Origin of the sequence: Gordonia alkanivorans NBRC 16433 (genome assembly GCF_000225505.1) — a bacterium.
Taxonomy (GTDB): Bacteria; Actinomycetota; Actinomycetes; order Mycobacteriales; family Mycobacteriaceae; genus Gordonia; species Gordonia alkanivorans.
On record NZ_BACI01000002.1, the window covers coordinates 159,367 to 185,149 of the forward strand.

General features: G+C 69.5%; 23 protein-coding genes. 21 read left to right on the forward strand and 2 right to left on the reverse strand.

Going from position 1 to position 25,783, the window contains the following annotated elements:
* Positions 1–7: 7 nt before the first annotated feature.
* On the reverse strand, positions 8–1,621 hold the full coding sequence (locus GOALK_RS00750; RefSeq protein WP_006356864.1) for a phytoene desaturase family protein: 1,614 nt from the start codon (positions 1,619–1,621) through the stop codon (positions 8–10).
* 46 nt (positions 1,622–1,667) lie between these two features.
* Positions 1,668–2,339 carry a GNAT family N-acetyltransferase gene (locus GOALK_RS00755; protein ID WP_006356865.1) on the reverse strand — a complete coding sequence of 224 codons (672 nt, stop codon included), beginning with the start codon at positions 2,337–2,339 and terminating at the stop codon, positions 1,668–1,670.
* A gap of 320 nt (positions 2,340–2,659) precedes the next feature.
* Here GOALK_RS00755 and GOALK_RS00760 point away from each other — a divergent pair, with 320 nt between their 5' ends.
* The 21 genes from GOALK_RS00760 to GOALK_RS00860 all read left to right on the forward strand — a co-directional run bounded on the left by GOALK_RS00760 (position 2,660) and on the right by GOALK_RS00860 (position 25,597).
* Positions 2,660–3,124: an SAV_6107 family HEPN domain-containing protein gene (locus GOALK_RS00760; RefSeq protein ID WP_006356866.1), complete on the forward strand. Its 465-nt coding sequence runs from the start codon at positions 2,660–2,662 to the stop codon at positions 3,122–3,124.
* Positions 3,125–3,301: 177 nt separating this feature from the next.
* On the forward strand, positions 3,302–3,700 hold the full coding sequence (locus GOALK_RS00765; RefSeq protein WP_006356867.1) for an SCO2097 family morphological protein: 399 nt from the start codon (positions 3,302–3,304) through the stop codon (positions 3,698–3,700).
* Positions 3,701–4,131: 431 nt separating this feature from the next.
* Positions 4,132–4,572 (forward strand): division/cell wall cluster transcriptional repressor MraZ, encoded by a 441-nt coding sequence (gene mraZ / locus GOALK_RS00770; RefSeq protein ID WP_006356868.1) that lies wholly within the window; start codon positions 4,132–4,134, stop codon positions 4,570–4,572.
* A gap of 244 nt (positions 4,573–4,816) precedes the next feature.
* The gene (gene rsmH / locus GOALK_RS00775; RefSeq protein ID WP_035752675.1) at positions 4,817–5,803 is read left to right on the forward strand and encodes a 16S rRNA (cytosine(1402)-N(4))-methyltransferase RsmH; all 987 of its coding nucleotides are present in this window, start codon (positions 4,817–4,819) and stop codon (positions 5,801–5,803) included.
* A 2-nt stretch (positions 5,804–5,805) separates the two neighbouring features.
* Positions 5,806–6,714 carry a cell division protein FtsL gene (ftsL, locus tag GOALK_RS00780; protein WP_006356870.1) on the forward strand — a complete coding sequence of 303 codons (909 nt, stop codon included), beginning with the start codon at positions 5,806–5,808 and terminating at the stop codon, positions 6,712–6,714.
* A 103-nt stretch (positions 6,715–6,817) separates the two neighbouring features.
* Positions 6,818–8,752, forward strand: coding sequence for a peptidoglycan D,D-transpeptidase FtsI family protein (locus tag GOALK_RS00785; RefSeq protein ID WP_006356871.1), 1,935 nt, complete (start codon positions 6,818–6,820; stop codon positions 8,750–8,752).
* 170 nt (positions 8,753–8,922) lie between these two features.
* The gene (locus GOALK_RS00790) at positions 8,923–10,608 is read left to right on the forward strand and encodes a UDP-N-acetylmuramoyl-L-alanyl-D-glutamate--2,6-diaminopimelate ligase (RefSeq protein WP_006356872.1); all 1,686 of its coding nucleotides are present in this window, start codon (positions 8,923–8,925) and stop codon (positions 10,606–10,608) included.
* Positions 10,605–11,129: a hypothetical protein gene (locus GOALK_RS00795; RefSeq protein ID WP_006356873.1), complete on the forward strand. Its 525-nt coding sequence runs from the start codon at positions 10,605–10,607 to the stop codon at positions 11,127–11,129. Before GOALK_RS00790 ends, GOALK_RS00795 begins: the two co-directional genes overlap by 4 nt.
* A gap of 94 nt (positions 11,130–11,223) precedes the next feature.
* Entirely contained in the window at positions 11,224–12,321 is a 1,098-nt protein-coding gene (gene mraY, locus GOALK_RS00800; RefSeq protein ID WP_006356874.1) for a phospho-N-acetylmuramoyl-pentapeptide-transferase, read from the forward strand.
* Positions 12,314–13,900, forward strand: coding sequence for a UDP-N-acetylmuramoyl-L-alanine--D-glutamate ligase (gene murD / locus GOALK_RS00805; protein WP_006356875.1), 1,587 nt, complete (start codon positions 12,314–12,316; stop codon positions 13,898–13,900). Before mraY ends, murD begins: the two co-directional genes overlap by 8 nt.
* Before the next feature lie 5 nt (positions 13,901–13,905).
* Entirely contained in the window at positions 13,906–15,768 is a 1,863-nt protein-coding gene (gene ftsW / locus GOALK_RS00810; RefSeq protein ID WP_040003891.1) for a putative lipid II flippase FtsW, read from the forward strand.
* Positions 15,769–15,786: 18 nt separating this feature from the next.
* Positions 15,787–17,049, forward strand: a complete 1,263-nt coding sequence (gene murG, locus GOALK_RS00815; protein ID WP_373278699.1) for an undecaprenyldiphospho-muramoylpentapeptide beta-N-acetylglucosaminyltransferase — start codon at positions 15,787–15,789, stop codon at positions 17,047–17,049.
* A 71-nt stretch (positions 17,050–17,120) separates the two neighbouring features.
* Positions 17,121–18,731: a UDP-N-acetylmuramate--L-alanine ligase gene (gene murC / locus GOALK_RS00820; protein ID WP_006356878.1), complete on the forward strand. Its 1,611-nt coding sequence runs from the start codon at positions 17,121–17,123 to the stop codon at positions 18,729–18,731.
* Positions 18,728–19,429, forward strand: a complete 702-nt coding sequence (locus GOALK_RS00825) for a cell division protein FtsQ/DivIB (protein WP_006356879.1) — start codon at positions 18,728–18,730, stop codon at positions 19,427–19,429. Before murC ends, GOALK_RS00825 begins: the two co-directional genes overlap by 4 nt.
* 293 nt (positions 19,430–19,722) lie before the next feature.
* Entirely contained in the window at positions 19,723–20,898 is a 1,176-nt protein-coding gene (gene ftsZ / locus GOALK_RS00830; protein ID WP_006356880.1) for a cell division protein FtsZ, read from the forward strand.
* A gap of 5 nt (positions 20,899–20,903) precedes the next feature.
* Positions 20,904–21,629, forward strand: coding sequence for a peptidoglycan editing factor PgeF (gene pgeF / locus GOALK_RS00835; RefSeq protein ID WP_006356881.1), 726 nt, complete (start codon positions 20,904–20,906; stop codon positions 21,627–21,629).
* A gap of 26 nt (positions 21,630–21,655) precedes the next feature.
* On the forward strand, positions 21,656–22,420 hold the full coding sequence (locus tag GOALK_RS00840; RefSeq protein ID WP_040003905.1) for a YggS family pyridoxal phosphate-dependent enzyme: 765 nt from the start codon (positions 21,656–21,658) through the stop codon (positions 22,418–22,420).
* Positions 22,421–22,542: 122 nt separating this feature from the next.
* A complete protein-coding gene (locus GOALK_RS00845; protein WP_006356883.1) occupies positions 22,543–23,256 on the forward strand; it encodes a cell division protein SepF in 714 nt (237 codons plus the stop codon).
* A 56-nt stretch (positions 23,257–23,312) separates the two neighbouring features.
* The gene (locus tag GOALK_RS00850; RefSeq protein ID WP_006356884.1) at positions 23,313–23,654 is read left to right on the forward strand and encodes a YggT family protein; all 342 of its coding nucleotides are present in this window, start codon (positions 23,313–23,315) and stop codon (positions 23,652–23,654) included.
* Positions 23,655–23,955: 301 nt separating this feature from the next.
* On the forward strand, positions 23,956–24,765 hold the full coding sequence (gene wag31 / locus GOALK_RS00855; protein ID WP_040003893.1) for a DivIVA-like cell division protein Wag31: 810 nt from the start codon (positions 23,956–23,958) through the stop codon (positions 24,763–24,765).
* Between the two features lie 34 nt (positions 24,766–24,799).
* A complete protein-coding gene (locus tag GOALK_RS00860) occupies positions 24,800–25,597 on the forward strand; it encodes a hypothetical protein (protein WP_006356886.1) in 798 nt (265 codons plus the stop codon).
* Positions 25,598–25,783 lie beyond the last annotated feature (186 nt).

A 25,783-nucleotide genomic window follows, 5' to 3' on the forward strand; every position in this document is an offset into this window, starting at 1 on the left:
CAGACACTCAGCTGAACAAACGTCTCCTACGCAGTGCGGCGTGCCCGGCGATGTAACCGCTCGCGCCCGTCACCCCGCCGCCCGGGTGGGTCGACGCCCCGGCCAGGAACAGTCCGTCGGCGCCGGGGACGCGATGGCCCGCCAGGTCGGGGGTCGGTCGCCACATGAACATCTGGTCGATCGACATCTCGACATGCATGATGTTGCCGCCGATCAGGCCCAGCTCGGACTCGAGATCCTCGGGGGTCTGGATGTACCGGTGTGCGATGGACTCCGCGAAACCCGGTGCATGACGGTCGACTTCGTCGCAGACCGCGGCCGCCGCCTGTGCCCCCAGCGTCGACCAGTCGCCCCCGGCGAGCCGATAGGGGTGCCACTGTGCCCACAGGTTGATCGCGTGCCTGCCCTCCGGGGCGAGGGTGGGGTCGATCGCCGAGAAGCTCATCGCCACCACCGCGGGCCGCGGCGGTAGTGCACCGACCGCCGCAGCGGCGTGCGCACGGATCAGGTGCGCACGGTCGGTGACCAGCAGGCCGAGTGCCGAGTGGACGCCGTGGACGGGCAGGTCGTCGGGGAGGTCGCGGTAGACGGGCAGCGCGGTCGTGCCGAGACGCACCGCCATCCCGATCCCGCTGCCGACGACGATGTCGCGTCGCCAGCGGTCGATGGTCCCGGCGTCGAAACCGCCCGCCGCCAGCAGGTCCAGGGTCGCCAGCACGTGGCAGGCGTTGATCACGGTCGGTGTGCACCGACGCTCGCCGGATTCGGTCTGCACCCGCCAGTGGTCACCGCACCGGGTGATCGAGACGGCCGGGTCCCCGCACACGATCCGGCCGCCGTCGGCGCCGATGCGGTGGACGAGCGCATCGGTCAGCGCACCGCTGCCGCCGATCGCGCGGCCGGGCGGGATGAGATGCATCAGGGCGGCGAACCCGACCATCGGCGCGGTGCCGGGTGCGTTCATCGGCGGTCCCGACTGCGCACCGAACCAGGCGAGCCCGGCCTTGAGCTGTTCGGAGTCGAAGTATCGGTCGAGGAGCGAGTCGCCGGACGCCATGAGTTCGGCGGTGAGATTCAGCATCGCGCCGCTGCGGCGTCCGATCAGGCCGGTGCGTTCGGTGGTGGCCGTCGAACCGAGACCGGCGAACGCCCGCCCGAACTGTCCCATCGACGCGGGTCGGTAGAAGACGTCCATGACGGCCCGCGCGCGCGGCGTCCAGGTCTCGACGAACTGCCGGTATGCCGCGGCATCCTTTGCGCCGCAAGATCGTTCGATGGAGACGCACGTGGCGTCGAGATCGGTGCGGAAAACGATCGCCGGGGCCGTGTCGGTCGCCGGCACGAAGGCCCAGGGGTCGCAGTCGACGTACCGGAGTCCGTGCGAGGCGAGGTCGAGGTCGTCGAGAACGGGGGAGTGCCGGATCATCAGGTGCGCCGAGGAACCGCGATCGATGCGGTGCCCCGGGAAACGTTCGACGGTCGACACCGCCCCGCCGGGGATGTCGTCGCGTTCGAAGACCTCGACGTCGCGACCGGCCTTCGCGAGGTAGGCCGCGGCGATCAGGCCGTTGTGGCCGCCGCCGACGACCACCGCGTCGCGCCGCTCCCCGTGCCCGCTCATGCGTGTTCCGTGCCGTGCGCTGTCGTCTTTGTCTGTGCCATGCCCTCTATCTTCCGGATGGTGGGGGACCGGGGGGCGGCGGTTGCAGATTCAGCGGCAACGGACGGCCGAGGAACGCGAACGGACGGGGGTCGCCGGTGAAGGTGAAATGCCGGAGCACGTCCGTGAAGCCCATCCGCCGGTACAGCGACCACGCCCGGTTCTGTTCGGCGGGGATCTCCGGCGTAGACAGGAGGACATGACGTTCGGGCCGCTCGGCGAGGAGCCGTGCCAGCAGCAACTGTCCGATGCCGCGTCCCTGTGCGGTGGGATGAACGTGGAGCTCGGTCAGCTCGAAGTAGTCCCGGGCGATCATCTCGATGTCCGCGGGCGAGCGTCCGGTCTGCCGCAGCCCGAGCCGGAGCTGCTGATTCCACCACTGTCCGGTCGCGCCGGTGTAGCCGTACGCGATGCCGACCAGGACGTCGTCGGGACCCGTACCCACCGGCGGTCCGACCCGGCGACGGGACGTCGGCATCGACTGCACCTCGTGCGGGGGCAGGGTGGCGACCGCGCCGATCGCGCGCCAGCCCGGCCGGGCGATGTGCTCGCGCCACAGGGACGCTCGATGCATCTCGGTCCCGCGGGGATATCCCATCGCGGTCACGTAGACGTCGAGAGCGGGCTCCAGCCACACGCGGGAGTCCTGACCACTGAGGTTCACCAGCCGGAGCGTCAACGTCGGGTCGCTTCCGGGTTCACCGAGCGGGCCCGCACCGCCCCGGCCATGCGTTCTCCGACCATCTGGCGTGACTGTCCTCTCGGTACGGCGGACTCCGCGGAATCGGGTCGCGGGACCCGGTGTTGAAGAAGGATGCGGGCGCGGACCCACGCCTTGAAGAGACGCGCGCCGCTAGCTATATTGAACGTGTCGAACGGGTGTTCGATGAATGTGCCTCCGCAAGCTGTTCGCGTTCATCCCGACGACATGACGGTCCGGTGGCGGACGAGGGAAGCGTCTGCCACCGGACACCGTCGCCAGCGAGTGAGGAGGATGCCATGCCCGGACGGCCCACATCCCGCCGGTCCGCCCCCGTCGACCCGGTGATGGTCGGACGTGCGCGCGACCTCCTCCAGCGCGCCCATCTCCTCCTCGACAACGCCGACGGCGTCTCCGACGACGCCGAGCGATTTCGGCAGTTCTATCTCGTCGCCCTCCGTGCGGCAGGCGCCGCGCTCGCGATCGGCGAGCCGGCCGGCCCCGCCCGTCGCAAGACGTCGAACGCCTGGACCCGCATCGGAGTTGTCGCTCCCGACCTCGCCCCGCTGGCCGCGCGCTTCGCCACGCTGTCGCCCGTCCGGATGAAGATCGAGTCGGGGATCATCCGAACACTCGACCCCGACAGTGTCGCCGGCATGCGACTCCTCGTCCTTGATTTCCTCCGCCGGGTCGAGACCTTGGTCATTGCTTACGAGCAAGGCAAATTCGGGACAGAGGAGCCCCAAATCGGGCGAACTGCGTGAGGCCGGACACACATTCGGCGTTCCGTTGTCGTTCCGGTATGTGCATCCGGACCAACAACAGCGAGTAATGGTGGTCGCGGCTGATTTCACCTCGTATCATGGGAGAATAAGGCGCAGACGCCTCACCGGTCGCGGTTGACCGTCGTCGGCGTCGCGGATCAGGGAGAAGGAGGGTCGGTGCCACTTTCGGAGCACGAGCAACGCATGCTCGAACAGATCGAGAGCGCTCTGTACGCGGAAGACCCCAAGTTTGCGTCCAGTGTCAAGCGTCGTCGGCTGGGTAAGTCGAGTGGCCGTCGTCGCCTACAGGCGGTGGCCATCTTCGTCGTCGGCCTCGTGATGCTCGTCGGCGGTCTCATCGTCAAGATCGACATCGGGGGATTCCCGATCGTCAGCCTCCTCGGCTTCCTGGTGATGTTCGGCGCCGGTCTCTTCGCCCTCTGGGGTGACGACCTCGCCGACTCCGCGACGTCCGCGCCGCGTGCCGGAGGCAAGAAGCAGTCCGGGTCCGGCTCCAAGCGCAAGCTGTCGGAGCGGATGGAAGAACGATTCAACCGTCGGTTCGAGCAGGAGTAGATCCCCGGCCGGCCTGAAGGCCACGACTCATCCGGAGCCGCGCACCCCAGTGGGTGCGCGGCTCTTTCGTATGCGCGATCCAGCGCGCTCCCGGCCGTGCGCCCCACGCGCCCCACCGTCACCCACTCCCGGGCCCCACCTTCCCCCACCGGGGGTCCCCACTTTGCCCCACTTATGACGGAACTGCTGGTCGCACGGGTATCGGGCACCTCAGGAAACACGTCTGCCACACGGCTCCGGGAGGTGTAGACGCGCGTTTGCGCACGGGACACGCACGAAGTTCCACACATTTTGCCCGCTTGAACTGGGGATTTGCTGAACGTGGGAGATCGTGTGGGCCTCTGGGGTGGAAAGTGGAGGAAAGTGGGGTACTGTGGCAGCACTGGGTGAGGCGATCCGGAGCGCGGAACCCAGGGGCGGGAGGTGTCGACATGTCTGTGCGATTCGTCGGCACCTACACGCCCAAATTGGACGACAAAGGGCGACTCACGTTGCCCGCGAAGTTCCGCGATGCACTGGCAGGAGGGGTAGTGGTCACCAAAGGCCAAGACCACAGCTTGTCGGTGTATCGGACCGAAGAGTTCGATGCGATCGCGGCGAGGATCGTCGAGGCGTCACGCAACGACCCTGACCTGCGTGCGTTTCAGAGGACCTTCTTCGCCGGTTCGGAAGAACAGCGACCGGACGGCCAGGGCAGGATCAGCCTGTCCTCCGACCATCGCATCTATGCGGGACTGTCCAAGGAGTGCGTGGTGTTCGGCAGCTTCGATCACCTCGAGATCTGGGATTCGGCCGCATGGGACGAGTACCAGACGCAGCACGAGGAGAACTTCTCGGCAGCCAACTCGGCCGCGTTGAACGCGGTCTTGTAGCCGAGAGGGGACGGGGCTGAGCGGTACTCGGGCTTCGGGTGGCACGAGGCCCCGATCCGGTCCGACCCTGGCGTACTTCCCCAACGCCAGGTACGGAATCGGATCGGGACCTCGCTCCATCCGGGGCGCGGCCCGACGGTGATCCGCCGTCCCGCCCGCGACATGACACTCCTCCGACAAGTCCTTCGCACCGAAACGCCGACTCTGCCGACCGACATGGCCGACACGCCGATGGGGGCCCTCCGTGGATGACACTGGTGACGACACTCGCCGCTCGGGCGAGTTCGGCCACATCCCGGTCATGGGCCGGCGGATCGTCGAATTGCTCACCCCGGCACTGGAATCAGAAGACCGGCGGGTGTTCCTGGATGCGACGCTCGGCGCCGGTGGGCACAGCGAACTCATCCTGAACACATTCCCCAACGTGCACCTCGTCGGCATCGACCGCGACGCCTCCGCCCTGGACATCGCGCGACGCAGGCTCGCGCCGCACGCGGACCGGATATCCCTGCACCAGGCCACCTTCCACGAGATCGCCGACGTCCTCGACGACGCCGGTGAGGAATCCATCGACGCCGCGCTGTTCGACCTCGGCGTCTCGTCGATGCAGCTCGACCAGGCCGGCCGGGGATTCGCCTACTCGGTCGACGCGCCCCTGGACATGCGGATGAACTCCGACGACCCCCTCACCGCGGCGGACGTCCTCAACACCTACGGTCACGGCGAGTTGGCCCGTGTGCTCTCCGAATACGGGGAGGAGCGCTTCGCCGGCAAGATCGCCTCGGCGGTCCTGCGTGAGCGCGAGAAAGAACCCTTCACGACGAGTGCGCGCCTCGTCGAACTGCTCTACGCCACCATCCCGGCGGCGACACGGCGTACCGGCGGCCACCCGGCCAAGCGAACATTCCAGGCCCTGCGTATCGAGGTCAACCACGAACTCGACGTCCTCCGTGAGGCGTTGCCGACCGCGCTGTCGGTGCTCACGGTCGGCGGTCGTGTCGCGGTGATGAGCTACCAGTCGCTCGAGGACCGGATCGTCAAGCGGGAGTTCGCAGCTCGTACGACCTCGACCTCCCCGCCCGGCCTGCCCGTCGAGTTGCCGGGCACCGCCGCGGAGTTCCGCCTCGTGACCCGTGGCGCCGAGCGTCCCGACGACGAGGAACTGTCCATCAATCCGCGATCGGCACCGGTGCGAGTCCGGGCGGTCGAACGAGTCGAGAAGAAGGGCTGATCATGACGATCCTGCACGACGCCCCTCGTCGTCCCGGCTCCGGCCGTTCCGACGACAAGCGTTCCGGCACAGCCCGTTCCGGAGCAACCCGCTCCGACGCCGGGCGGTCGGATGCCGAGCGTGACAGTCGGCGGTCGCGGCGTGCACGCATCGAATCCGAACGCGCGACCCGTTCGCGGGCTGCCCAACGCGCGCTGGACCGGCGCCACAAGCGCATGGCCACCGGTGCGAGCGCACCACGCGCGGCCCGCGGCGGGTTGTCGATGTCCGGTGTCTCGCTCCGGGAACGGTTGCAGCACACACCTTTCGTGGTCCCGGTCATCGCGCTGCTGGTCCTGGGCCTCGGTCTGAGCCTGTGGCTGTCGACCAAGTCGGCCCAGGACTCCTACAAGCTCGGCATCGAGCGGACGGAGAACCAGTCGCTCATCGACCAGCGCGACGCGCTCAAGCGGACCTACGAATCCGGCAACTCGGCGCCGGAACTGTCCCGTGAGGCAACTCGTCTGGGCATGATCCCGTCGGACAATCCGGCACGGATGATCGTCGACGACCCGCGCCGGCCCCGAATCGTCGGGAAACCCGCACCGGCATCGGGGAAGCCGATGGCCGACCTCAACCCCGAACTGAAACCCGACCCCACCGAGACCATCGACCCGCGCAAGGTGGACGATTCGATCGGGCTGGGCGGTGGCGCCGCCGGTGCCCCCGACCAGCCGGCCGAGCAGACCCCGGGCCAGCAGGCCCCGGCCCCCTCGGCCCCGGGACAGTCCGCGCCGTCTCCGCAACCCGTTCCGGCTCAACCCGATCCGGCCCCCGGGCAGGGGGAGGGTTCGTCGGCGCCGACCGAGTCGGGGTCCACACCCCAGCCCTCGACCCCGGTCCCGGCGCCGAATGTCGTGCCCCGGACGTGAGGTGCCCGCGGGTCGTGGGGACTGTCACAGTGCGCCCACCGATCTGCAACCCGCCGACGCCAAATCCCTGTCACGACCTTGAAGCGGTGAACAATTGACGACCATGACACGTGCGACCTTCGAGCGACTCGGCCACGCGCCGTCTCGCCCGGGACGTCGCCCGGGCCAGGGATCCCGCGCGACCGCAGGCGGCCCGGGTGGCCGCGGACCGGGTAAGGGCGGCCCGCGGAACAGCGGGGGACTGCACAGCTTCGGTTTCCGGACCAAGGTGTTCGGTGTCGTCGTGCTGCTCGTGGTCCTCGCGGTCGCGGGGAGGATGATCGTCGTCCACACCATCCAGGCCGGGTCCATCTCGGCCGAGGCCGCCCAGCAGCGCGAGTACACCCAGGTCCTGACGGCCAAGCGTGGTTCCATCCTCGACCGCAACGGTCGCCCGCTGGCCTACACCGACGAAGCCCGGTCACTGACGTTCCTGCCCAAGGCGGTTCGCAAGTCGATCGACGAGGAGCACCGCAAGAACGACGAACTGCCCGGCGTCGACGAGCGGCTCAAGGAGATCGCCAAGGGTGTGTCGGTCGCACTCGGCGGCTCGATCAGCGAAGAAGACCTCCTCGAGAAGATCACCGGTGACGAACCCTTCGTGTACCTCGCCCGGGCGGTCAGCCCCGACGTCGCCAAGCGCATCACCGAGGAGTTCCCCGAGGTCGGCGCCGACCCGGAGAGCATCCGGCTCTATCCCGGTGGTTCGCTGGCGGCCAACGTCATCGGCGACGTCAACTACGACGGCAACGGTCTCATCGGTCTGGAGGCCTCGCTCGACGCGATCCTGTCCGGTACCGACGGTTCCCGTACCTACGACCGCGGATCGGACGGCGCGATCATCCCGGGCAGCACCCGCAACGTGCACCCGGCGATCAACGGTTCCACCGTCCGCCTGACCCTCGACTCCGACACCCAGTGGTTCGTCCAGAGCCAGGTCATGAAGGCCAAACAGGCATCCGGCGCGCGGGGCGCCTCGGCCGTGGTACTCGACGCCAGGACCGGCGAGGTACTGGCGATGGCGAACGACGGCACCTTCAACGCCTCGCTCCCACTGTCGGATCAGCCGAAGGCCGAGCTCGGCAATCCGTCGGTCACCTCACCGTTCGAGCCCGGCTCGGTCAACAAGCTCGTCGCGGCGTCCGCCGCCATCGAATACGGCCTCACCCGGCCGGACACGGTCCACCGGGTGCCCGGCAGCATCCAGATGTCCGGCGTCACCGTCCGCGACGCCTGGGAGCACGGCGTCGAGCCGTACACGACCACCGGCATCTTCGGTAAGTCGTCGAACGTGGGCACGCTGATGCTCGCCAAGCGCATCGGCGAGGAACGCTTCGCCGACATGCTCAAGCGTTTCGGGCTCGGCCAGCGCACCGGCGTCGGACTCCCGGCCGAGAGTGCCGGCGAGGTGCCGGCACTGAGCCAGTGGTCGGGCGGTTCATTCGCCAACCTGCCCATCGGACAGGGTCTTTCGATGACGCTGCTGCAGATGACCGCGATGTACCAGGCGATCGCCAACGACGGTCTGCGCATCCCGCCGCGCATCCTCGCCGGCGAGGAGCGCGACGGCAGCACCCCGGAGGGACGCGCTCGTCCCGAACCGGTCCGCGTCGTCAGCGAGGAGACCGCCCGGACGGTCCGCGACATGTTCCGGTCGGTGGTGCAGGACGATCCGATGGGCGTGCAGATGGGTACCGGCACCAAGGCCGCCGTCAGCGGCTACCAGGTCTCCGGAAAGACGGGTACCGCCCAGCAGGTCGACCCGTCGTGTGGCTGCTACTCGAACTCGCGCTACAACATCACCTTCGCCGGGATCGCCCCGGCCGACGCGCCGCGCTACGTCATCGGGATCATGCTCGATAACCCACGTCGCAGCTCCGACGGCACCGGAGGCCAGTCCGCCGGACCGCTCTTCTCGACCATCGCGTCGTGGATGCTGCAGCGCGCCCAGGTCCCGCTGTCCCCGCCGACGCCGAGGTTGACCCTCACCGCGAACTGATCACGACCGGAGGGGTCGGCGCACCGCATCCCGGACGCCGATCCCGGGGTCGGTATCGTGAGTGCAATTCTGCGCCGAACACGAACCCAGGCCCCGGTAACCAGACCGCAGGTATCCAGACCACCAGCACCACCAGCACACCGACCGAGAACACCCGAGGAGGCGAACACATGACGTCTCGTGGTTCCTCGCACAAGGGATCGGCCGGCAGGCGCAAGGGCAGGAAGGTCGCCGGTCGTCCGCGCGAGATCGCGCCGACGTCCGTGACGGTCCTGTCGACGGCCACCGGCGCCCGGCTCGACCTCGTCGGCGGCGCCGATCGCGACACCAGCGTCCAGGGCGTGACCCTGCGTGCCCAGGACGTACAGCCCGGCGATCTGTTCGCGGCCCTGCCCGGTGCGGCCACCCACGGTGCGCGGTTCGCCGACCAGGCGGTCGCCGCCGGGGCGACCGCGATCCTGACCGATCCGGCCGGCCGCGCCGAACTCAGCCGCGTCCTGCCGCCCGAGACCGCCGTCGCGGTCCTCATCCACCCCGCCCCGCGGACCGTGCTGGGCAGCGTCAGTGCCCGTGTCTACGGCAACCCTTCGCAGCGGCTGAAGCTGATCGGGATCACCGGCACGTCGGGCAAGACCACGACGTCGTATCTCGTCGAGGCCGCCCTGCTCGCCGCCGGGCACTCGGTGGGGCTCATCGGAACCGTCGAGACCCGCGTCAACGGCGTCGCGCAGCCGAGCTCGCTGACGACACCGGAGGCCCCGACCCTGCAGGCGCTGCTGGCGTCGATGCTCGAGGACGGCGTCGACGTCGTCGTCATGGAGGTGTCCAGCCACGCGCTGTCGCTGGGGCGCGTCGACGGCGCGCACTTCGCTATCGGTGCCTTCACGAACCTCTCGCAGGACCATCTGGACTTCCACCAGACGATGCGCGCCTACTTCGACGCCAAAGCGCAGCTGTTCGTGCCGTCGTCGCCGAACCACGCGGTACGCGCCGTGGTGTGCGTCGACGACGAGTGGGGGCAGCGGATGGCCGATCTCGCCCGCCGGCCCGGCGAGGCGGCGCACCTGCAGCCGGTGACGGTGTCGACCGGTCCGACGCCCGCACACTGGCACGCGGGACCGTCGGATCTCACCGGCGAAGGCACCTCCCACACGCCGATCACCGAACCCGACGGCGACCACGTCCTCGTCATGCCTCTCCCGGGCCGCTACAACGTGGCCAACGGCCTGCTGGCGGTCGCCGTGGCCCATGCCGCGGGTGTGCCGATCTCCACCGCACTCGACGCGGTCGCGTCGGTGAGCGTGCCGGGACGTCTGCAGCGGGTCGATCGCGGACAGCCGTTCCTCGCGCTGGTCGACTACGCCCACAAACCCGGTGCCGTCGAGGCCGTGCTCGCGACCCTGCGCGGGCAGCTCGGCGAGGGACCCGGCCGCGTGGCCATCGTGGTCGGTGCCGGCGGCGACCGTGATGCCGGCAAGCGTCCGCTGATGGGGGAGGCCGCCGCACGCGGTGCCGAACTCGTCATCGTCACCGACGACAACCCGAGGTCGGAGGAACCGGCCGCCATCCGGTCCGAGGTTCTCGCCGGCGCCCGCGGCGTCGACGCCGCCGAACGCCCGGCAGGTGCCGAGCCGGTGCGCGAGGTCGGGGACCGCGCGGCCGCGATCGCCGAGGCCGTCGCGTGGGCGCGGCCCGGCGACATCGTGCTGGTCGCGGGCAAGGGACATGAGGCCGGGCAGGAGATCAACGGCGTGAAGCATCCGTTCGACGACCGTGACGTCGTCGCACAAGCGCTGGAGTCGTCGACCCCACGGAGCGCATCCACCGATTCGGTGGCCGCGGAGGGTGATCGATGACCGGACCGTTCGTCACGGTGATCCGCGGGGATGCGCCGGTGACGGTCGACGACGCACGTCTGCTCATCCGCCGACTCGCCGAGCACGCCGGAGCGATGCGTGGCAGCGCCGCGGTGGATCGGCCGCGGACCTGGGCCATCTTCGCCGAGGTCGCCACCCCCGAGGGGACGCCGGAGAACCAGCGTGTCGTCGAACACGATCTCCTCGGACGTCTGGCCGTCCGGTTGGCCGTCGACAAGACTCTCTGCGTGGGCGACTCCAGATCTGTCCACGCCCTGCACCAGGGCGCCGTCATGGAGGGGTCGTGGGGCGACGAGGCGCGCATCGTCGACTCGGTCGAAGCCGCCGCGGCACTCGTCGACACCGACCCGGACTGGCGGCCCGCCGCCGGCGATGTCATCCTCCTCGCGGCCGCGAGCGCCGACCTCGACTCGGTGGTCACGACGTGGGGTGCGGGCTGCGGCTGGCAGATCCGCGAGGAGACGGACGCCGGTCCCGGCGACGAGGGGACCGCATCATGAGGGCGCGCGGCGAGGCGCGCCGGCCGAGAACACCGAACAGAGTCGGAGACAACAGCGTGGCGGGGAACGGACGAGCGAACACGAGGACAGCACGATGACCCAGATCCTCCTCGCGGGTGCGATCGCGATCGCGGTGTCGATCCTGCTGACCCCCGTGCTCATCAAGGTGTTCTCCCGTCAGGGATTCGGCCAGGAGATCCGGGTCGAGGGCCCCGAGAGCCACCAGACAAAGCGCGGCACACCGTCGATGGGCGGCGTCGCGATCCTCGCCGCACTGTGGGCGGGCTACTTCGGTTCGCACCTGGTGGGCCTGTTCACCGACGGCGGCAACGGACCCACCGCGTCGGGTCTGCTCGTGTTGGGTCTCGCGACGGCGCTCGGCATCGTCGGCTTCCTCGACGACATCATCAAGATCCGCAAGCACCGCAACCTGGGACTGAACAAGACCGCGAAGTCGATCGGGCAGTTCATCGCCGCGATCCTGTTCGGCATCCTCGTGCTGCAGTTCCGCAACGACTACGGCCTCACCCCGGCCAGCACCCACCTCAGCTATGTGCGCGACATCGACGCCATCGGCCTGGGCGCGGTGGTCTTCGTGGTGTTCTGCTGGCTGGTGGTCGCCGCCTGGTCCAACGCGGTGAACTTCACCGACGGACTCGACGGTCTGGCCGCCGGCTCGATGGCGATGGTCCTCGGGTCCTACGTCCTCGTGACGTTCTTCCAGTTCGTCAACGCCTGCGCCGGCGGTGCCAAGCCGCCCAGCGACATCCCGACCGGGTGCTACCAGGTCCGCGATCCCCTCGACCTCGCGATCATCGCGGTGGCCGGCGGCGGTGCCTGCCTCGGCTTCCTGTGGTGGAACGCCGCACCGGCGAAGATCTTCATGGGTGACACCGGCTCGCTGGCGCTCGGCGGCATGCTCGCCGGCCTGTCCATCACGACCCGTACCGAACTCCTCGCGGTTGTCATCGGCGCGTTGTTCGTCGCCGAGATCATGTCGGTGGTCATCCAGATCGCCTTCTTCCGGACCACCGGCCGCCGTGTGTTCCGAATGGCGCCCTTCCACCACCACTTCGAACTGGGCGGGTGGGCCGAGACGACGGTGATCATCAGGTTCTGGCTGCTCACGGCCATCGCCTGTGCGCTGGGACTGTCGCTCTTCTACGGTGAGTTCCTGGCCACCAATGGCTGATCCGCTCGCCGAGAGCCCCGCGTCTGCCGGCGATTCGCTGGGGTTGACCGGGGAGACCGTGGTGATCGGCGGTGCGGGCACCGCCGGGATGTCGGCGGCGCGGTATCTCATCACCCGCGACGTCCGCATCCTGCTCGCCGACGACCGGTTCGCTGCACGCGATGCCGACGCCGCCGGCCGGGAGGCGGCGATCGCCGCCGTCCCCGGGGTCGCGGACTTGATCGCGCAGGGCGCGGAGGCGGTCGCGATCCCCGATCTGCTCGCCGACCCGTCGTGGACCGGCGACACCGCGGTCGTGATCGTCTCGCCCGGATTCGCACCCACCCACGACCTCGTCGCGCAGGCCGCGGCGGGCGGTGTGCCGGTGTGGGGTGAGGTCGAGTTGGCCTGGCGGGTCGACGCCGCTGGTCTGCTCGGTGAGCCGCGCACCTGGCTGGTCGTCACCGGCACCAACGGCAAGACCACGACCACCTCGATGCTCGCCGACATCGTCGAGCGCTCCGGCCGTGCCGGCGCGGCCTGCGGCAACATCGGTCTGCCGGTCCTCGACGCCATGCGCGCGACGCCCCGCGTCGACGTGCTGTGCGCCGAGTTGTCGTCGTTCCAGCTGCACTGGGCGCCGTCGGTCACCCCGGCGGCCGGGGTGGTGCTCAACGTCGCCGAGGACCATCTCGACTGGCACGGCACCTTCGACGCCTATGCGCTGGCCAAGGCGGGTGCGCTGCGCGGCGACATCGCGGTCGTCGGCCTCGACGACGCGGTCGCGTCGGGTCTGCCGGGCGCGGGACGCCGGGTCGGCTTCACGCTGAACCCGCCGCAGGACGGTCAGCTCGGCGTCGAGAACGGGCAACTCGTCGACCGCGCCTTCGGTGCGGGTCGTCTGCTGTCCGCCGGCGTCGTGCATCCGGCCGGTCCGTCGGGTGTCTCCGACGCTCTCGCCGCCGCCGCACTCGCACTGTCGATCGGAGTCGAGCGCGACGCCGTCGAGGCCGCGCTCACCGATTTCCGGCCCGCCGCCCACCGCGGCGAGGTCGTGGCGACGCGCGACGGCATCCGCTTCGTCGATGACTCCAAGGCCACCAACCCGCATGCCGCCCAGGCCGCGGTCGCCGCGTACGACCGTGTGGTGCTGATAGCGGGCGGCCTGCTCAAGGGTGCGTCGATGGACGGGATGCTCACCGCGGTCGGCCATCGGCTCGCCGGAGTGGTCGCCATCGGCCGGGATCGGGAACTGGTCGTCGAAGCGATCGCGCGACACGCCCCAGAAGTCCCAACAGTCACAGTATTCACAGGGGACGATGGCACGGTGAACGTGCAACGCCAGGGTCAGACCGCACCCGTCCTCTCGTCGATCCCGAACTCGTCGACTCGAGCCTCGGGATCAGACCCCGCCGTCGCCGTGATGGACCGGGCGGTCGCCGAGGCGTGGGAGCTCGCCGCGGCGAGCGACCCGAAGCCCGACGCGGTGCTCCTCGCACCCGCCGCGGCGTCGCTGGACATGTTCGCCGGTTACGGCCGGCGCGGTGACGCGTTCGCGCACGCCGCACAGGACATCGCCGGCACCTCCACCTCGCGGTGAGTCGCGTGAGCAGCGACAAGACCGCGGCTGACGAGAGCGCGGTCGACGACGAGAACACGTTCGACGACTCGTTGGATGACGTGACGGACGAGCACTCGGACGAGAGCAGGGCGGCCACCGTACGGCGGAAGGCGTCGGAAGGTGCGGCCGCGCTGTCGAAGCCGGCCGCCGAGGTCTCCGCGGCGGCCTCGACCGCCGCGTCGGTGACGGCCTCGCTGCCGGCCCTGCTCGTCGAGGCCGTGCGCAACCTCCTGGCGCGGCCGCTGGCCTCTTACCAGCTGGTCCTCACGATGGCGTTCATGCTGACGGCCTTCGGTCTGGTCATGGTGCTGTCGGCGTCGTCGGTCGAGGGGTACTCGCAAGAGGGATCGGCGTACGGACTGTTCACGACCCAGGTCATCTTCGCCGGACTCGGCCTCATCGTCTTCTACCTGATGCTGCGGGTCCCCATCCGCCTGCTCCGGCGCTTCGCCGCGCCGTCGATGGCCATCGCCATCCTCCTGCTCGGACTGGTGCTCATCCCCGGCATCGGCACGCTCAGCCAGGGCGCGCGACGCTGGTTCGTCATCTCCGGTGTGTCGGTGCAACCCTCGGAGCTGGTCAAGGTGGCGCTCTGTATCTGGGGTGCGCACCTGCTGGCCTCGCGGCGTCGGGACAACGCCTCGATCAAAGAGCTCCTGATCCCGCTGGTCCCGGTCGCGATGCTGGTCTGCGTGCTGATCATCCTCGAGCCCAATCTCTCGACGACGATCACCATCGCGATCATCGTCGGCGCGATGCTCTGGTTCGCCGGGCTGCCGATCAAGGTGTTCTCGGCGTTCGCCGTCTCCGGTGTGGCCCTCGCGGTGATCCTCGCGCTCGCCGAGGGCTACCGCTCACAGCGCGTGATGAGCTTCCTCGGCGGCATCGACGACCCGCAGGGCGCCGGCTACCAGGCGCGCCAGGCGACCTACGCACTGGCCAACGGCGGCGTCTTCGGTGTGGGTCTCGGCCAGTCGAGCGCCAAGTGGAACTATCTGCCCAACGCGCACAACGACTTCATCTTCGCCATCATCGGCGAGGAACTCGGCCTCCTCGGCGGTCTGCTGGTGGTGTTCCTGTTCGTGCTGCTGGGCTACATCGGCTTCCGCATCGCGCACCGTTCCACCGACCCGTTCCTGCGCCTGATGACCGCGACCATCACCGTGCTGATCCTCGCGCAGGCGTTCATCAACATCGGCTACGTCATCGGCCTGCTACCGGTCACCGGTATCCAGCTGCCACTCATCTCGGCGGGCGGTACGTCGACGCTGACCGTGCTCGCGATGCTCGGGCTCCTCGCCAACGCCGCACGACACGAACCCGAGGCCGTCGCGGCCCTCACCACCGGGTCGCAGGGCCGACTGGCCCGGATCCTGCGGCTCCCGACGCCGGTGGCCTACCGGCAGACGCGGGCGGAGACCCTGCGCGATCGGCTCGACCGGCGTCGCTCGGCGGGCGAACGGTCCGGCGGCCGTACGGCCGTACGTGCCGGTGCATCGGGACGGGCGGGAGCGTCCGGTCGGACAGGACCGTCGGGTCGTCGCGGACGACCGGCCGAGCCTGCGCCGAGCCGGGGCCGGTTCACCATGCCGTGGAAACGGGCGAAGGCCGCCGAACCGGCACCTGCTCGTGGTGCGTCCGCACGGCGTCCGGCAACGGCAGGTCGCACCCGACCTGCGCCGTCGACACGAGCAGGCGTCGACTACCGTGGCGGGTATCCCGGCGCCGGCAGTGCACGTCGCTCGGCGTCACCGGGATGGCGGGCGGGCGCGCATCAGCCGCGTACGCCGAGGTCCGCCGACCCCGGGCGCGATCGGCCGACACACGGCCGCGCGGGACGCCGCTGACGGCTCCCGCGGCAGGCGATGCCCCGCGTGGGACAGACGTGCGAAGTGGCTGGAGATGGAGTGACAGAGCCGGTGAGTTCGGGTGCAGCACAATCTGATACGACCGGAGGCCCGGGCGGGCGGCCGTTGTCGGTGGTGGTCGCGGGCGGTGGTACCGCCGGACACATCGAACCCGCGCTCGCCGTGGCCGACGCGATCACCCGCATCGACCCGACGGCCCGCGTCACCGCACTCGGGACCAGCCGCGGCCTGGAGGTCGACCTGGTGCCCGAACGCGGATACGACCTACGGCTGATCCCGCCGGTCCCGTTGCCGCGGAAACCCGGGATGGACCTCGCCAAGACGCCCGGCCGCCTGGTGTCCTCGGTCGCCGCGACCCGCAAGGTGCTCGCCGACGTGGATGCCGACGTCGTCATCGGCTTCGGCGGGTACGTGTCCGTGCCGGCCTACCTCGCCGCGCAGATGCACCTGCGCGGACGCAACCGCATCCCGATCGTCATCCACGAGGCGAATGCCTCGGCGGGCATCGCCAACAAGGTGGGCGCCCGCTTCGCCGACCGCATCCTGGCCGCCGTCGACGGTTCCGGCCTCGACGCGACCGTCGTCGGCATGCCGGTCCGCGGTGTCCTCACCGAGCTGGACCGGCCTGCTCTGCGGGCCAAGGCGCGACACTACTTCGGTCTCGACGAGGACGCCCCGACCCTGCTCGTCTTCGGTGGATCCCAAGGCGCGCAACGCATCAACGCCGCGGTTTCGGGTGCGGCCGAAGCCCTCGCAAAGGCGGGCATCGGTGTCCTGCACGCCTACGGGCCCAAGAACTCGATCGATCCGGTGATCGTCGAGGGCGCCCCGCCGTACCGCGGCGTCGGCTACCTCAAGCGGATGGATCTCGCCTACGCCGCGGCCGACCTGGTGATGTGCCGGTCCGGTGCGATGACCGTCGCCGAGGTGTCGGCCACCGGTCTGCCCGCCGTCTACGTCCCGCTGCCACACGGCAACGGCGAACAACGCCTCAACGCGCTACCGGTCGTCGAGGCCGGTGGCGGACTCATCGTCGAGGACTCGGCGGTCAGCGCGGAGTGGGTGGCACGCGAGGTGCCGGCCCTCCTGCAGGACGCGGAGCGACTGCAGAAGATGTCCGCGGCGGCCGCGGGCACGGGCCATCGTGACGCCGCGGCGGCCGTCGCCGACGCCGCTCTCGAACTCGCTCGCGGATTCCGCGCGGGCCGGGGCCCGGTCCGCAAGGCGTTTCGTTCCCGCCGATCGGCCGGCGAGCAGTGACAATTGGACGGGACCGGGTCGGACGGGACACGGCCGGCGAGACGACCGGAGAAGGCGTGGGAGGTGACGACATGAGCGAGGGGACGACCGTGGGAACCGGAGGACTGCCGCCGCAGCTGGCCCGCGTGCACATGGTCGGCATCGGCGGCGCCGGCATGTCCGGACTGGCGCGCATCCTGCTCGCCCGCGGCGGCCAGGTGTCCGGATCGGACGCGAAGAACAGCCGCGGCATCCTCGAACTCCGCACGCGTGGCGCCCGTGTCCAGGTGGGACACGATCCGTCGGCGCTCGACCAGATCCCGGGCGGCCCGTCGGTGGTGGTCACCACCCACGCCGCCATCCCCAAGACCAACCCCGAGCTGGTGGCCGCCCGCTCGCGGGGCATCCCGATCCTGCTGCGCCCGCGCGTGCTCGCCCAGCTCATGGAGGGCGACCGGACGATGCTGCTCGCCGGGACCCATGGCAAGACCTCGACCACCTCGATGGCCGTCGTCGCCCTTCAGCACGCCGGCAGCGATCCGTCGTTCGCGATCGGCGGCGAGCTCAACGAATCCGGCACCAACGCCCATCACGGCGGCGACCCGGTCTTCGTGGCCGAGGCCGACGAGAGCGACGGTTCGCTGCTCGAGTACACGCCCGACGTCGTCGCCGTCACCAACATCGACGCCGACCATCTCGACTTCTTCGGCTCGATCGAGGCCTACGTCGACGTGTTCGACAAGTTCACCGAACGCATCCGGACCGGCGGCACCCTCGTGGTCTGCCTCGACGATCCCGGATCGGCCGCACTCGCCGGACGCGTCCGCGGCGATCTCGCCGAGCGCGGGGTCGCGGTCCTCGGCTACGGCCGCGGCACCCATGCGGGCCTCGCGCCCGGCGTGCCCAACGTGGCGACCCTGCTGTCGTGGGAGCCGCGGGCCGCCGGGGGAGCGGCACGGGTCCGCTTCACCGCGCCGGTGACCGGTCCCGCCGACGAGACCGGCACGGTCGTCGAACGTGAACTCATCCTCCCGCTCCCGGGAGAGCACATGGCGCTCAACGCGATCGCCGCGGTGATCGGCGCCGTCCGCGTCAACGCCGCGCAGACCGCCGACGCCGCGGGTGCCCTCGACGGAATCCTCGCGGGCATCGGTGCGTTCGGCGGGGTCCATCGTCGCTTCGAGTTCCGCGGCCGCCGGGGCGGCGTCGAGGTCATCGACGACTACGCCCACCATCCGACCGAGGTGCGCTCGGTGCTGTCCGCGGCGCAGGCCATGATGGCCGCGCGGGCCGGCCCCGACGCGCCGCGCGGTCGCGTCATCGCGGTCTTCCAGCCCCACCTGTACTCGCGCACGGTCGAGTTCGCCGACGAGTTCGCCACCGCCCTCGACCTCGCCGACACCGTGGTCGTCGCCGACGTCTACGGCGCCCGCGAGGCACCGATACCGGGTGTCAGCGGCCGGACGATCGCCGACAAGCTGACCCGCCCGTCGGTGTTCGCGCCGGACCTGTCGCGGCTGGCCGGTCAGGTCGCCGGCCTGGCGCGACCCGGTGACCTCGTGTTGACCCTGGGTGCGGGCGACATCACCATGCAGGGTCCCGAGATCCTCGCCGCGCTCGGTGCGGACACCGGGACCGAGCGCACGACGCACGCGAACGGTGAGGGCCCCGGCGACGGGGGCCTCACGGGACGGGTCTCGTGATCCGCTGGCCGACCCGCCGCCGGTCCCGCCTGATCCTCGGCACCCTGATGGTCGTCGCCGCGGGGGTCGGGCTGGTCCTGATCGCCTATCTGACCCCGCTGATGTCGGTACGCAGCACCGACATCTTGGACAACGGCTCGGTCCCGGCCGACGAGATCCTCCGCGTCGCAGCCGTCCCCCAGGGGACACCGCTTCTCCAGGTGGACACCCGCGCCGTCGCGCAGCGGGTCGCCACCATCCCGTCCGTCGAATCCGTCCGCGTCCAGCGGTCCTACCCCTCGTCGCTGACCATCACCGTCGTCGAGCGGGTGCCGGTGGTGATCGTGACGAGCGGGGACGAGGTCCACGTCCTCGACCGGTCGGGGGTGTCCTTCCTGCACTACGTCCGCGCCCAGGGCGTGCCGCCGGAGGTGCTCAAGCTCCCGGTTCTCGAGACCCCGAACCCGGGCCCGGCCGACCCCACCACCCGGGAGGCGATCACCGCGGTCGCCGGACTCCCGGAATCGCTGGCGCGACAGGTCATCCGGGTGTCGGCGAACTCTCCGGTCGACATCGAGTTCCTCCTCACCGAGGACCGCCGGGTCATCTGGGGCGACAGCGATCGGGGAGCGGAGAAGGCGCGAACCCTCACGTATCTGCTGAGCCGGGACGCCAAGATGTACAACGTCTCGAGCCCTGAGTTCCCGGCCTACAAGTGATGGTGTCGGCCCGCGGCCGCCGGCACGGGCCGGGAACGACGCCAGATTCGTTGAAGATCTGAGAAATTCACCGAATTTCGGCGCGACTTCCCGACACGCCGGGCGCTGTTGTGGATACCGGGGCCCGGGATGCCTAGCGTCATCTCCACAACGAACTACTTGACATAACTCTAAATCTATGGTTCAGGTTTAGAGTTTTGTCAGCACTTAGCCGCTGACACATCAGCACCGGAACGCGCTGAGAGATCAGCAACGGAACATCGAGCACGACCCATTACGAGGAAGGCGAGCGCATGACGCCACCGCACAACTACCTGGCCGTCATCAAGGTCGTCGGCATCGGCGGCGGCGGCGTGAATGCCGTCAACCGCATGATCGAGCAGGGACTCAAGGGAGTCGAGTTCATCGCGATCAACACCGACGCGCAGGCCCTGCTGATGAGCGACGCCGACGTCAAGCTCGATGTCGGTCGCGACTCCACCCGTGGCCTGGGTGCCGGCGCCGACCCCGAGGTCGGCCGCCGTGCCGCCGAGGACGCCCGCGACGAGATCGAGGAGCTCCTCAAGGGTGCCGACATGGTCTTCGTGACCGCGGGCGAGGGTGGCGGCACCGGCACCGGTGGTGCACCGGTCGTCGCGCAGATCGCCCGGAAGCTCGGTGCTCTCACCGTCGGCGTGGTCACCCGCCCGTTCTCCTTCGAGGGCAAGCGTCGCGGCGGACAGGCCGAAGCGGGCATCACCGCGCTGCGGGAGTCCTGCGACACCCTCATCGTGATCCCGAACGACCGCCTGCTCCAGCTCGGCGACGCGCAGGTGAGCCTCATGGACGCGTTCCGCAGCGCCGACGAGGTCCTCCTCAACGGTGTCCAGGGGATCACCGACCTCATCACCACCCCTGGTCTGATCAACGTCGACTTCGCCGACGTCAAGGGCGTCATGAGCGACGCGGGCAGCGCACTCATGGGCATCGGCTCGTCCCGAGGTGAGGACCGTGCCAAGAAGGCGGCCGAGTCGGCGATCAACTCGCCGCTGCTCGAGGCGTCGATGGAAGGCGCTCGGGGCGTGCTGATCTCGATCGCCGGCGGCAGCGACCTCGGTCTCTTCGAGATCCACAACGCGGCCACCCAGGTCCAGGAGGCGGCCCACGAGGACGCCAACATCATCTTCGGCACCGTGATCGACGACAACCTCGGCGACGAGGTCCGAGTGACCGTCATCGCCGCCGGTTTCGACGGCGGCACCCCGAAGAAGCGGTCCGACGTGCCCGCTGCGGCCGCCGGCCGTTCGGCTGTCGGACAGGGACAAGCCGGCGCGGTCTCGGCGCCGCCGAAGAGCGATCCGCTCTTCGGTGACATCCCCAAGGGGTCGGGTGATCCCTTCGGTGGTGAGCGTGAGCCGGAGCCCCCGCGTCGCAACACCGTGCATCTCGACGACGACGACGTCGACGTGCCGTCCTTCATGAAGCGCTGACCCGCATGCGGGTGCGTCGTGTGGTCACCACGCGTGCCGGCGGCGTCTCGGTGGCACCGTATGACTCGTTCAATCTCGGTGACCATGTCGGAGACGACCCGGAAGCGGTGTCCGCCAACAGGAATCGTCTGGCCGAGCAGATCGGGTTGCCCGCGTCCTCGGTCGTCTGGATGGAACAGATCCACAGCCGCAACGTGACGGTCGTCGACGGTCCGGTCCCCGAACCGGTTCCGGCGACCGATGCTCTGGTGACGACCACACCGGGCCTCGCGCTCGCCGTGCTGTCGGCCGACTGCGTGCCGGTGCTCCTCAGCGACGACGAGGCCGGCGTGATCGCCGGTGTCCATGCCGGGCGCGTCGGGGCACGCATCGGCATCGTGCGCGAGACCCTGAAGGTGATGGTGGAACTCGGTGCGCGCATCGAGTCGATCGGAGCGTTTCTAGGCCCGGCGGCGTCCGGTGAGCAGTACGAGGTGCCCCCGGCGATGCAGGCCGACGTCGAGAAGCATCTGCCCGGGAGTGCGAGTCGCACGAAGAAGGGCACGACGGGCCTCGACCTCCGTTCCGGTCTGCGCCGCCAGCTCCTCGAGGCCGGGGTCGCCGGGGTCGCCGTCGACCCGCGCTGCACGATCTCGGACCTGAGTCTCTTCAGCCACCGGCGCGGCGCACCGACCGGCCGCCTGGCATCGGTGATCTGGATGGACGACGAGAGTGCGCCGGACGGCGAGTAGACCCCCGGTGCTCCACGCGGAGAATGATGGGGGACATGAGCGATTCTCTCGATGACGCACGCACCGCCGAGCTGTCCGAGCGACTCGAAGCCGTACGCGGGCGGCTCGACGCGGCCGTCGCGGCCGCGGGCCGACCCACCGGGGCGTGTGCGCTCCTGGTGGTGACGAAATACTTCCCGGCCGACGACGTCCGCCGGTTGCTGAACCTGGGCGTCCGATCGTTCGGCGAGTCCCGTGAGCCGGAGGCCGGACGCAAGGTCGCCGAGGTCCTCGCCGATTGGACACCCGAGGATTCCACCGACGTCCCGGTGTTCGACATGATCGGGACCGTCCAGTCGAAGAAGGCCCGTTCCATCGCGCGTTGGGCGCGTGCGGTGCACTCGGTGGATCGTCCGAAGGTGGTCGAGGCCCTGGGCCGGGCCGCGCGAGCCGCGCTCGACGAGGGGGAGCGGACCGCGCGTCTCGGGGTGCTGCTGCAGGTGAGTCTCGACGGGGACCCGCAGCGAGGCGGCGTCGTCGAGGCGGATCTTCCCGCACTCGCCGAGCAGGTGTCGAGCGAGGACTCTCTGCAGTTGCGCGGACTGATGGTCATCGCCCCACTCACCGGTGAGCGGAAGTACTGGATGGCCGAATCCGCTCGTATCCACAACGCTTTTCGCGATCGGTACGCCGACGCCGTCGAACTGTCGGCGGGTATGTCCGGTGACATGGAAGAGGCGGTTGCAGCCGGCTCGACATGTGTGCGTGTCGGAACCGCGATCATGGGCGATCGGCCGCTACTCTCTCAGTAATCACATTGGTAACAACAGAACCAAGTGGCACAACAAGCGCAAATATCTCAACAAGCACAGTGACATCAGATGCACCATCCGGCACGGCTGCACACCGGCGTCGCACGACAGAGAGGCCGACAATGACCACGATGCAGAAGTTCAAGGCTTATTTCGGCATGGTGCCGCCCAGCGAGTACGAGGACGACTACCTCGAGGACGGCTCCGCGCTGCGTGTCCCGTCGCGTGAGCGTGCCTACCGTGACGACTACTACGGTGAGGGCTCCTACGACCCCGGTTACGAGCCCTCCCTGCGTGACCCCGGCTTCCGTGAGGCCGGTTACCGCGACGAGATGGCCTACGACGACCGTCATTTCGACGGCGGATACGAACTCGCCGGTGACTTCGCCCCCGAGTTCGCCTACGCCGGACCGCGTCCGACGCCCGAGGCCCCGATGCGTTCCGCTGCGCGCCTCGAACCGCTGCAGCGTTCGTCGAGTGCCGCCCTGCGTGCCGCCTCGTCGCGCCCGGCCGGCCCCGAGCACCGCGAGCTCGAGCGCGTCTTCGCCGACGGTCCGCTGCAGAAGATCACCACCTTGCGTCCCTCGGACTACAGCGAGGCCCGCACCATCGGTGAGCGTTTCCGCGACGGCAACCCGGTCATCATGGACCTCGTCGACATGACCAACGACGACGCCAAGCGCCTCGTCGACTTCGCCGCGGGCCTGGCCTTCGCTCTGCGCGGCTCCTTCGACAAGGTGGCCACCAAGGTCTTCCTGCTGTCGCCGGCCGACGTCGACGTGTCGCCCGAGGACCGCCGCAAGATCGCCGAGACCGGCTTCTACAACCACTCCTGATGCAGGTGGGCACCCTCGGTTCGCACCGGCCGGTGCTCTTCAGGCAATCTTGACGCGTGGCTGCGATTTTGTTGGGTGTCCTGTACTACATCCTGTTGGTCTTCTGGTTGCTTCTCCTCGGTCGACTCGTCGTCGAGCTGGTGCGGACGTTCGCCCGCGAGTGGCGACCCACCGGGGTGGCGGTCGTGATCATCGAGACGGTGTTCACTCTGACCGATCCGCCGATCAAGGCGCTGCGGCGGGTCCTGCCGCCGATCCCGCTCGGTCCGATCCGCCTGGATCTGTCGCTGATGATCGTCATGCTCGTCGTCATCATCGCCATGAACATCGTGAACGGTCTCCGCGCCGACGCGGTCGCCGATTCGCTGGCCACCGCTCTGGTTCTCACCCGCTCCTGATCCGCCGACGCGTCGCGCACCGGGACCCCTGTGACCCGGGTACCTTGAGGTACGCAGATGGACTACCGTTGGTTGTCGTCTTCGGATGCCCTGCCCGTTCGGAGGAGTTTCGATCGGGCTGAGCATCCAACAGTGCGACCTACGGTTCGCATGTGACAGGATTGGACGCCAGTTACAGTTTTTGACTGGTATGAATAGTTAGTGACAACCTGTATTGGTCGAACGACTCACGTCGCGCGATCGGGGTTGGACGGCACGCCAACTGAACACAAGCTTCACCACAGACACGAGGGGAACCGACATGCGGCTGACTCCAGCTGATGTGCACAACGTCGCGTTCAGCAAACCGCCTATCGGTAAGCGCGGCTACAACGAGGATGAGGTCGATCAGTTCCTCGATTTCGTCGAGGCCGAGCTCGCCCGGCTGATCGAAGAGAACACCGACCTGAAGCAGCGCGTCGAGGAGCTCGAGGGTGAGCTCGCCGACGCCCGCTCGGGTGCCGGCGCCGCCCCCGCAGAGGAGCGGACCCAGATGTTCGCCAAGCCGCCGGTCCAGGAGCAGCCCGCTCCTGTCCAGCAGCCCGCGCCCACCAACGACGACGCCAACGTTCGTGCCGCCCGCGTTCTCGCACTCGCACAGGACACCGCGGACCGTCTGACCGGCAGTGCCCGCGCCGACGCCGACGCGATGCTGGCCGATGCGCAGACCCGCGCCGACACGATGGTCTCCGAGGCCCAGAGCAAGTCCGACGCCATGCTCGCCGACGCGCGCCAGCGGTCGGAGGCCATCCTGGCCGACGCCCAGACGCGTTCCGAGGCGCAGCTGCGCCAGGCACAGGAGCGTGCGGACGCACTCCAGAGCGATGCCGAGCGCAAGCACAGCGAGATCATGGGCACGATCAACCAGCAGCGTGGTGTGCTCGAGGGCCGGATCGAACAGCTCAAGACGTTCGAGCGTGAGTACCGCACCCGTCTGAAGACCTACCTGGAGTCGCAGCTCGAGGAACTGCAGCAGCGGGGCAGCGCCGCACCGGTCGAGGGCGGTCGTCCCGATCAGTCGTTCTCGAACGACCCGGGCAGCGGCGGTTTCAGCAGCTACTCGCCGAGCTGACCTCCGCGCCGGACATGCACCCTAGGCTGGTGATGTGCTGACCTTGGCCCTGGGCGCGACCCTCATCGGGTTCGTGCTGCTCATCCTCGGTCTCATCACCGGGACCGTGTGGCTCGCCGTCGCCTGCATCGTCATCTGTCTCCTCGGCCTGGCCTTCCTGCTCGTCGATGTGTTCTCGGGGCGCAACCGGGATTCCGGCCGATCGCTGGAAGACATGGTCCCCGGAGCCGGACGCGATGAGGACGACGACGATCGCGATGCCGACGAGTCCCGAACACGCCGGTACCCGACGGCGATGCCGTCTGCGCAGGTTTCCGATGCCGACGAAGAGACGGCCGCCTACGAGCGGCCCTCCTTCGAACCCGGTATGGCCGCACCGTCGGGACCGACGCCGTCTCGGCCGACGGTGCCCGAGAGCCGCCCGGCACCAGAGCGTCGCGAGGGCAACCTCGAGGACTACCTGCGGTCGGTCGGCGAGCCGGTCGGCCCGCCGAACGCCGGTCCGACACCCGCACCCGGTCAGGCGCCCCCAGGTCAGACACCGCCCGGTCGGGGTGCGCCGGGCAGGCCGCCTCGCGAGCCGTACCAGGCGCCGGGTCCGCAGCAGACCGGCGGTCAGCCACCGCGGCCGAACCCGCCGAGGTCGCCGCAGTCCGGACCGTTCCAATCAGGTCAGTCCCAGCCGGGTCCGCGTCCTCCGCAGTACGGGAACCCGCCGTCGGATCCCCAGCCGCAGGGGGAGCAGTCCGAGTCCCCGGAACCGAGGCCGGGTCGGCGTCGTGCGCCGGATTTCGATCCGCTCGACCCGAACTGGCGTCCACCGCTCGACTGATCTCCCGTTCTCGACCCCGCACCGCCCGGACAGGCGATACCGATTCGCCTGTCCGGGCGGTGCGTCGTTACACTGGTTGACGCGTTGATCCGGCCATCACCGGGGAGCACCCGGAAGAACAGAGCACGACGCTCCCAGTAGAACCGGGCGGGCGTGGCCCGTCACAGCCACGGGACCGTACGGGGA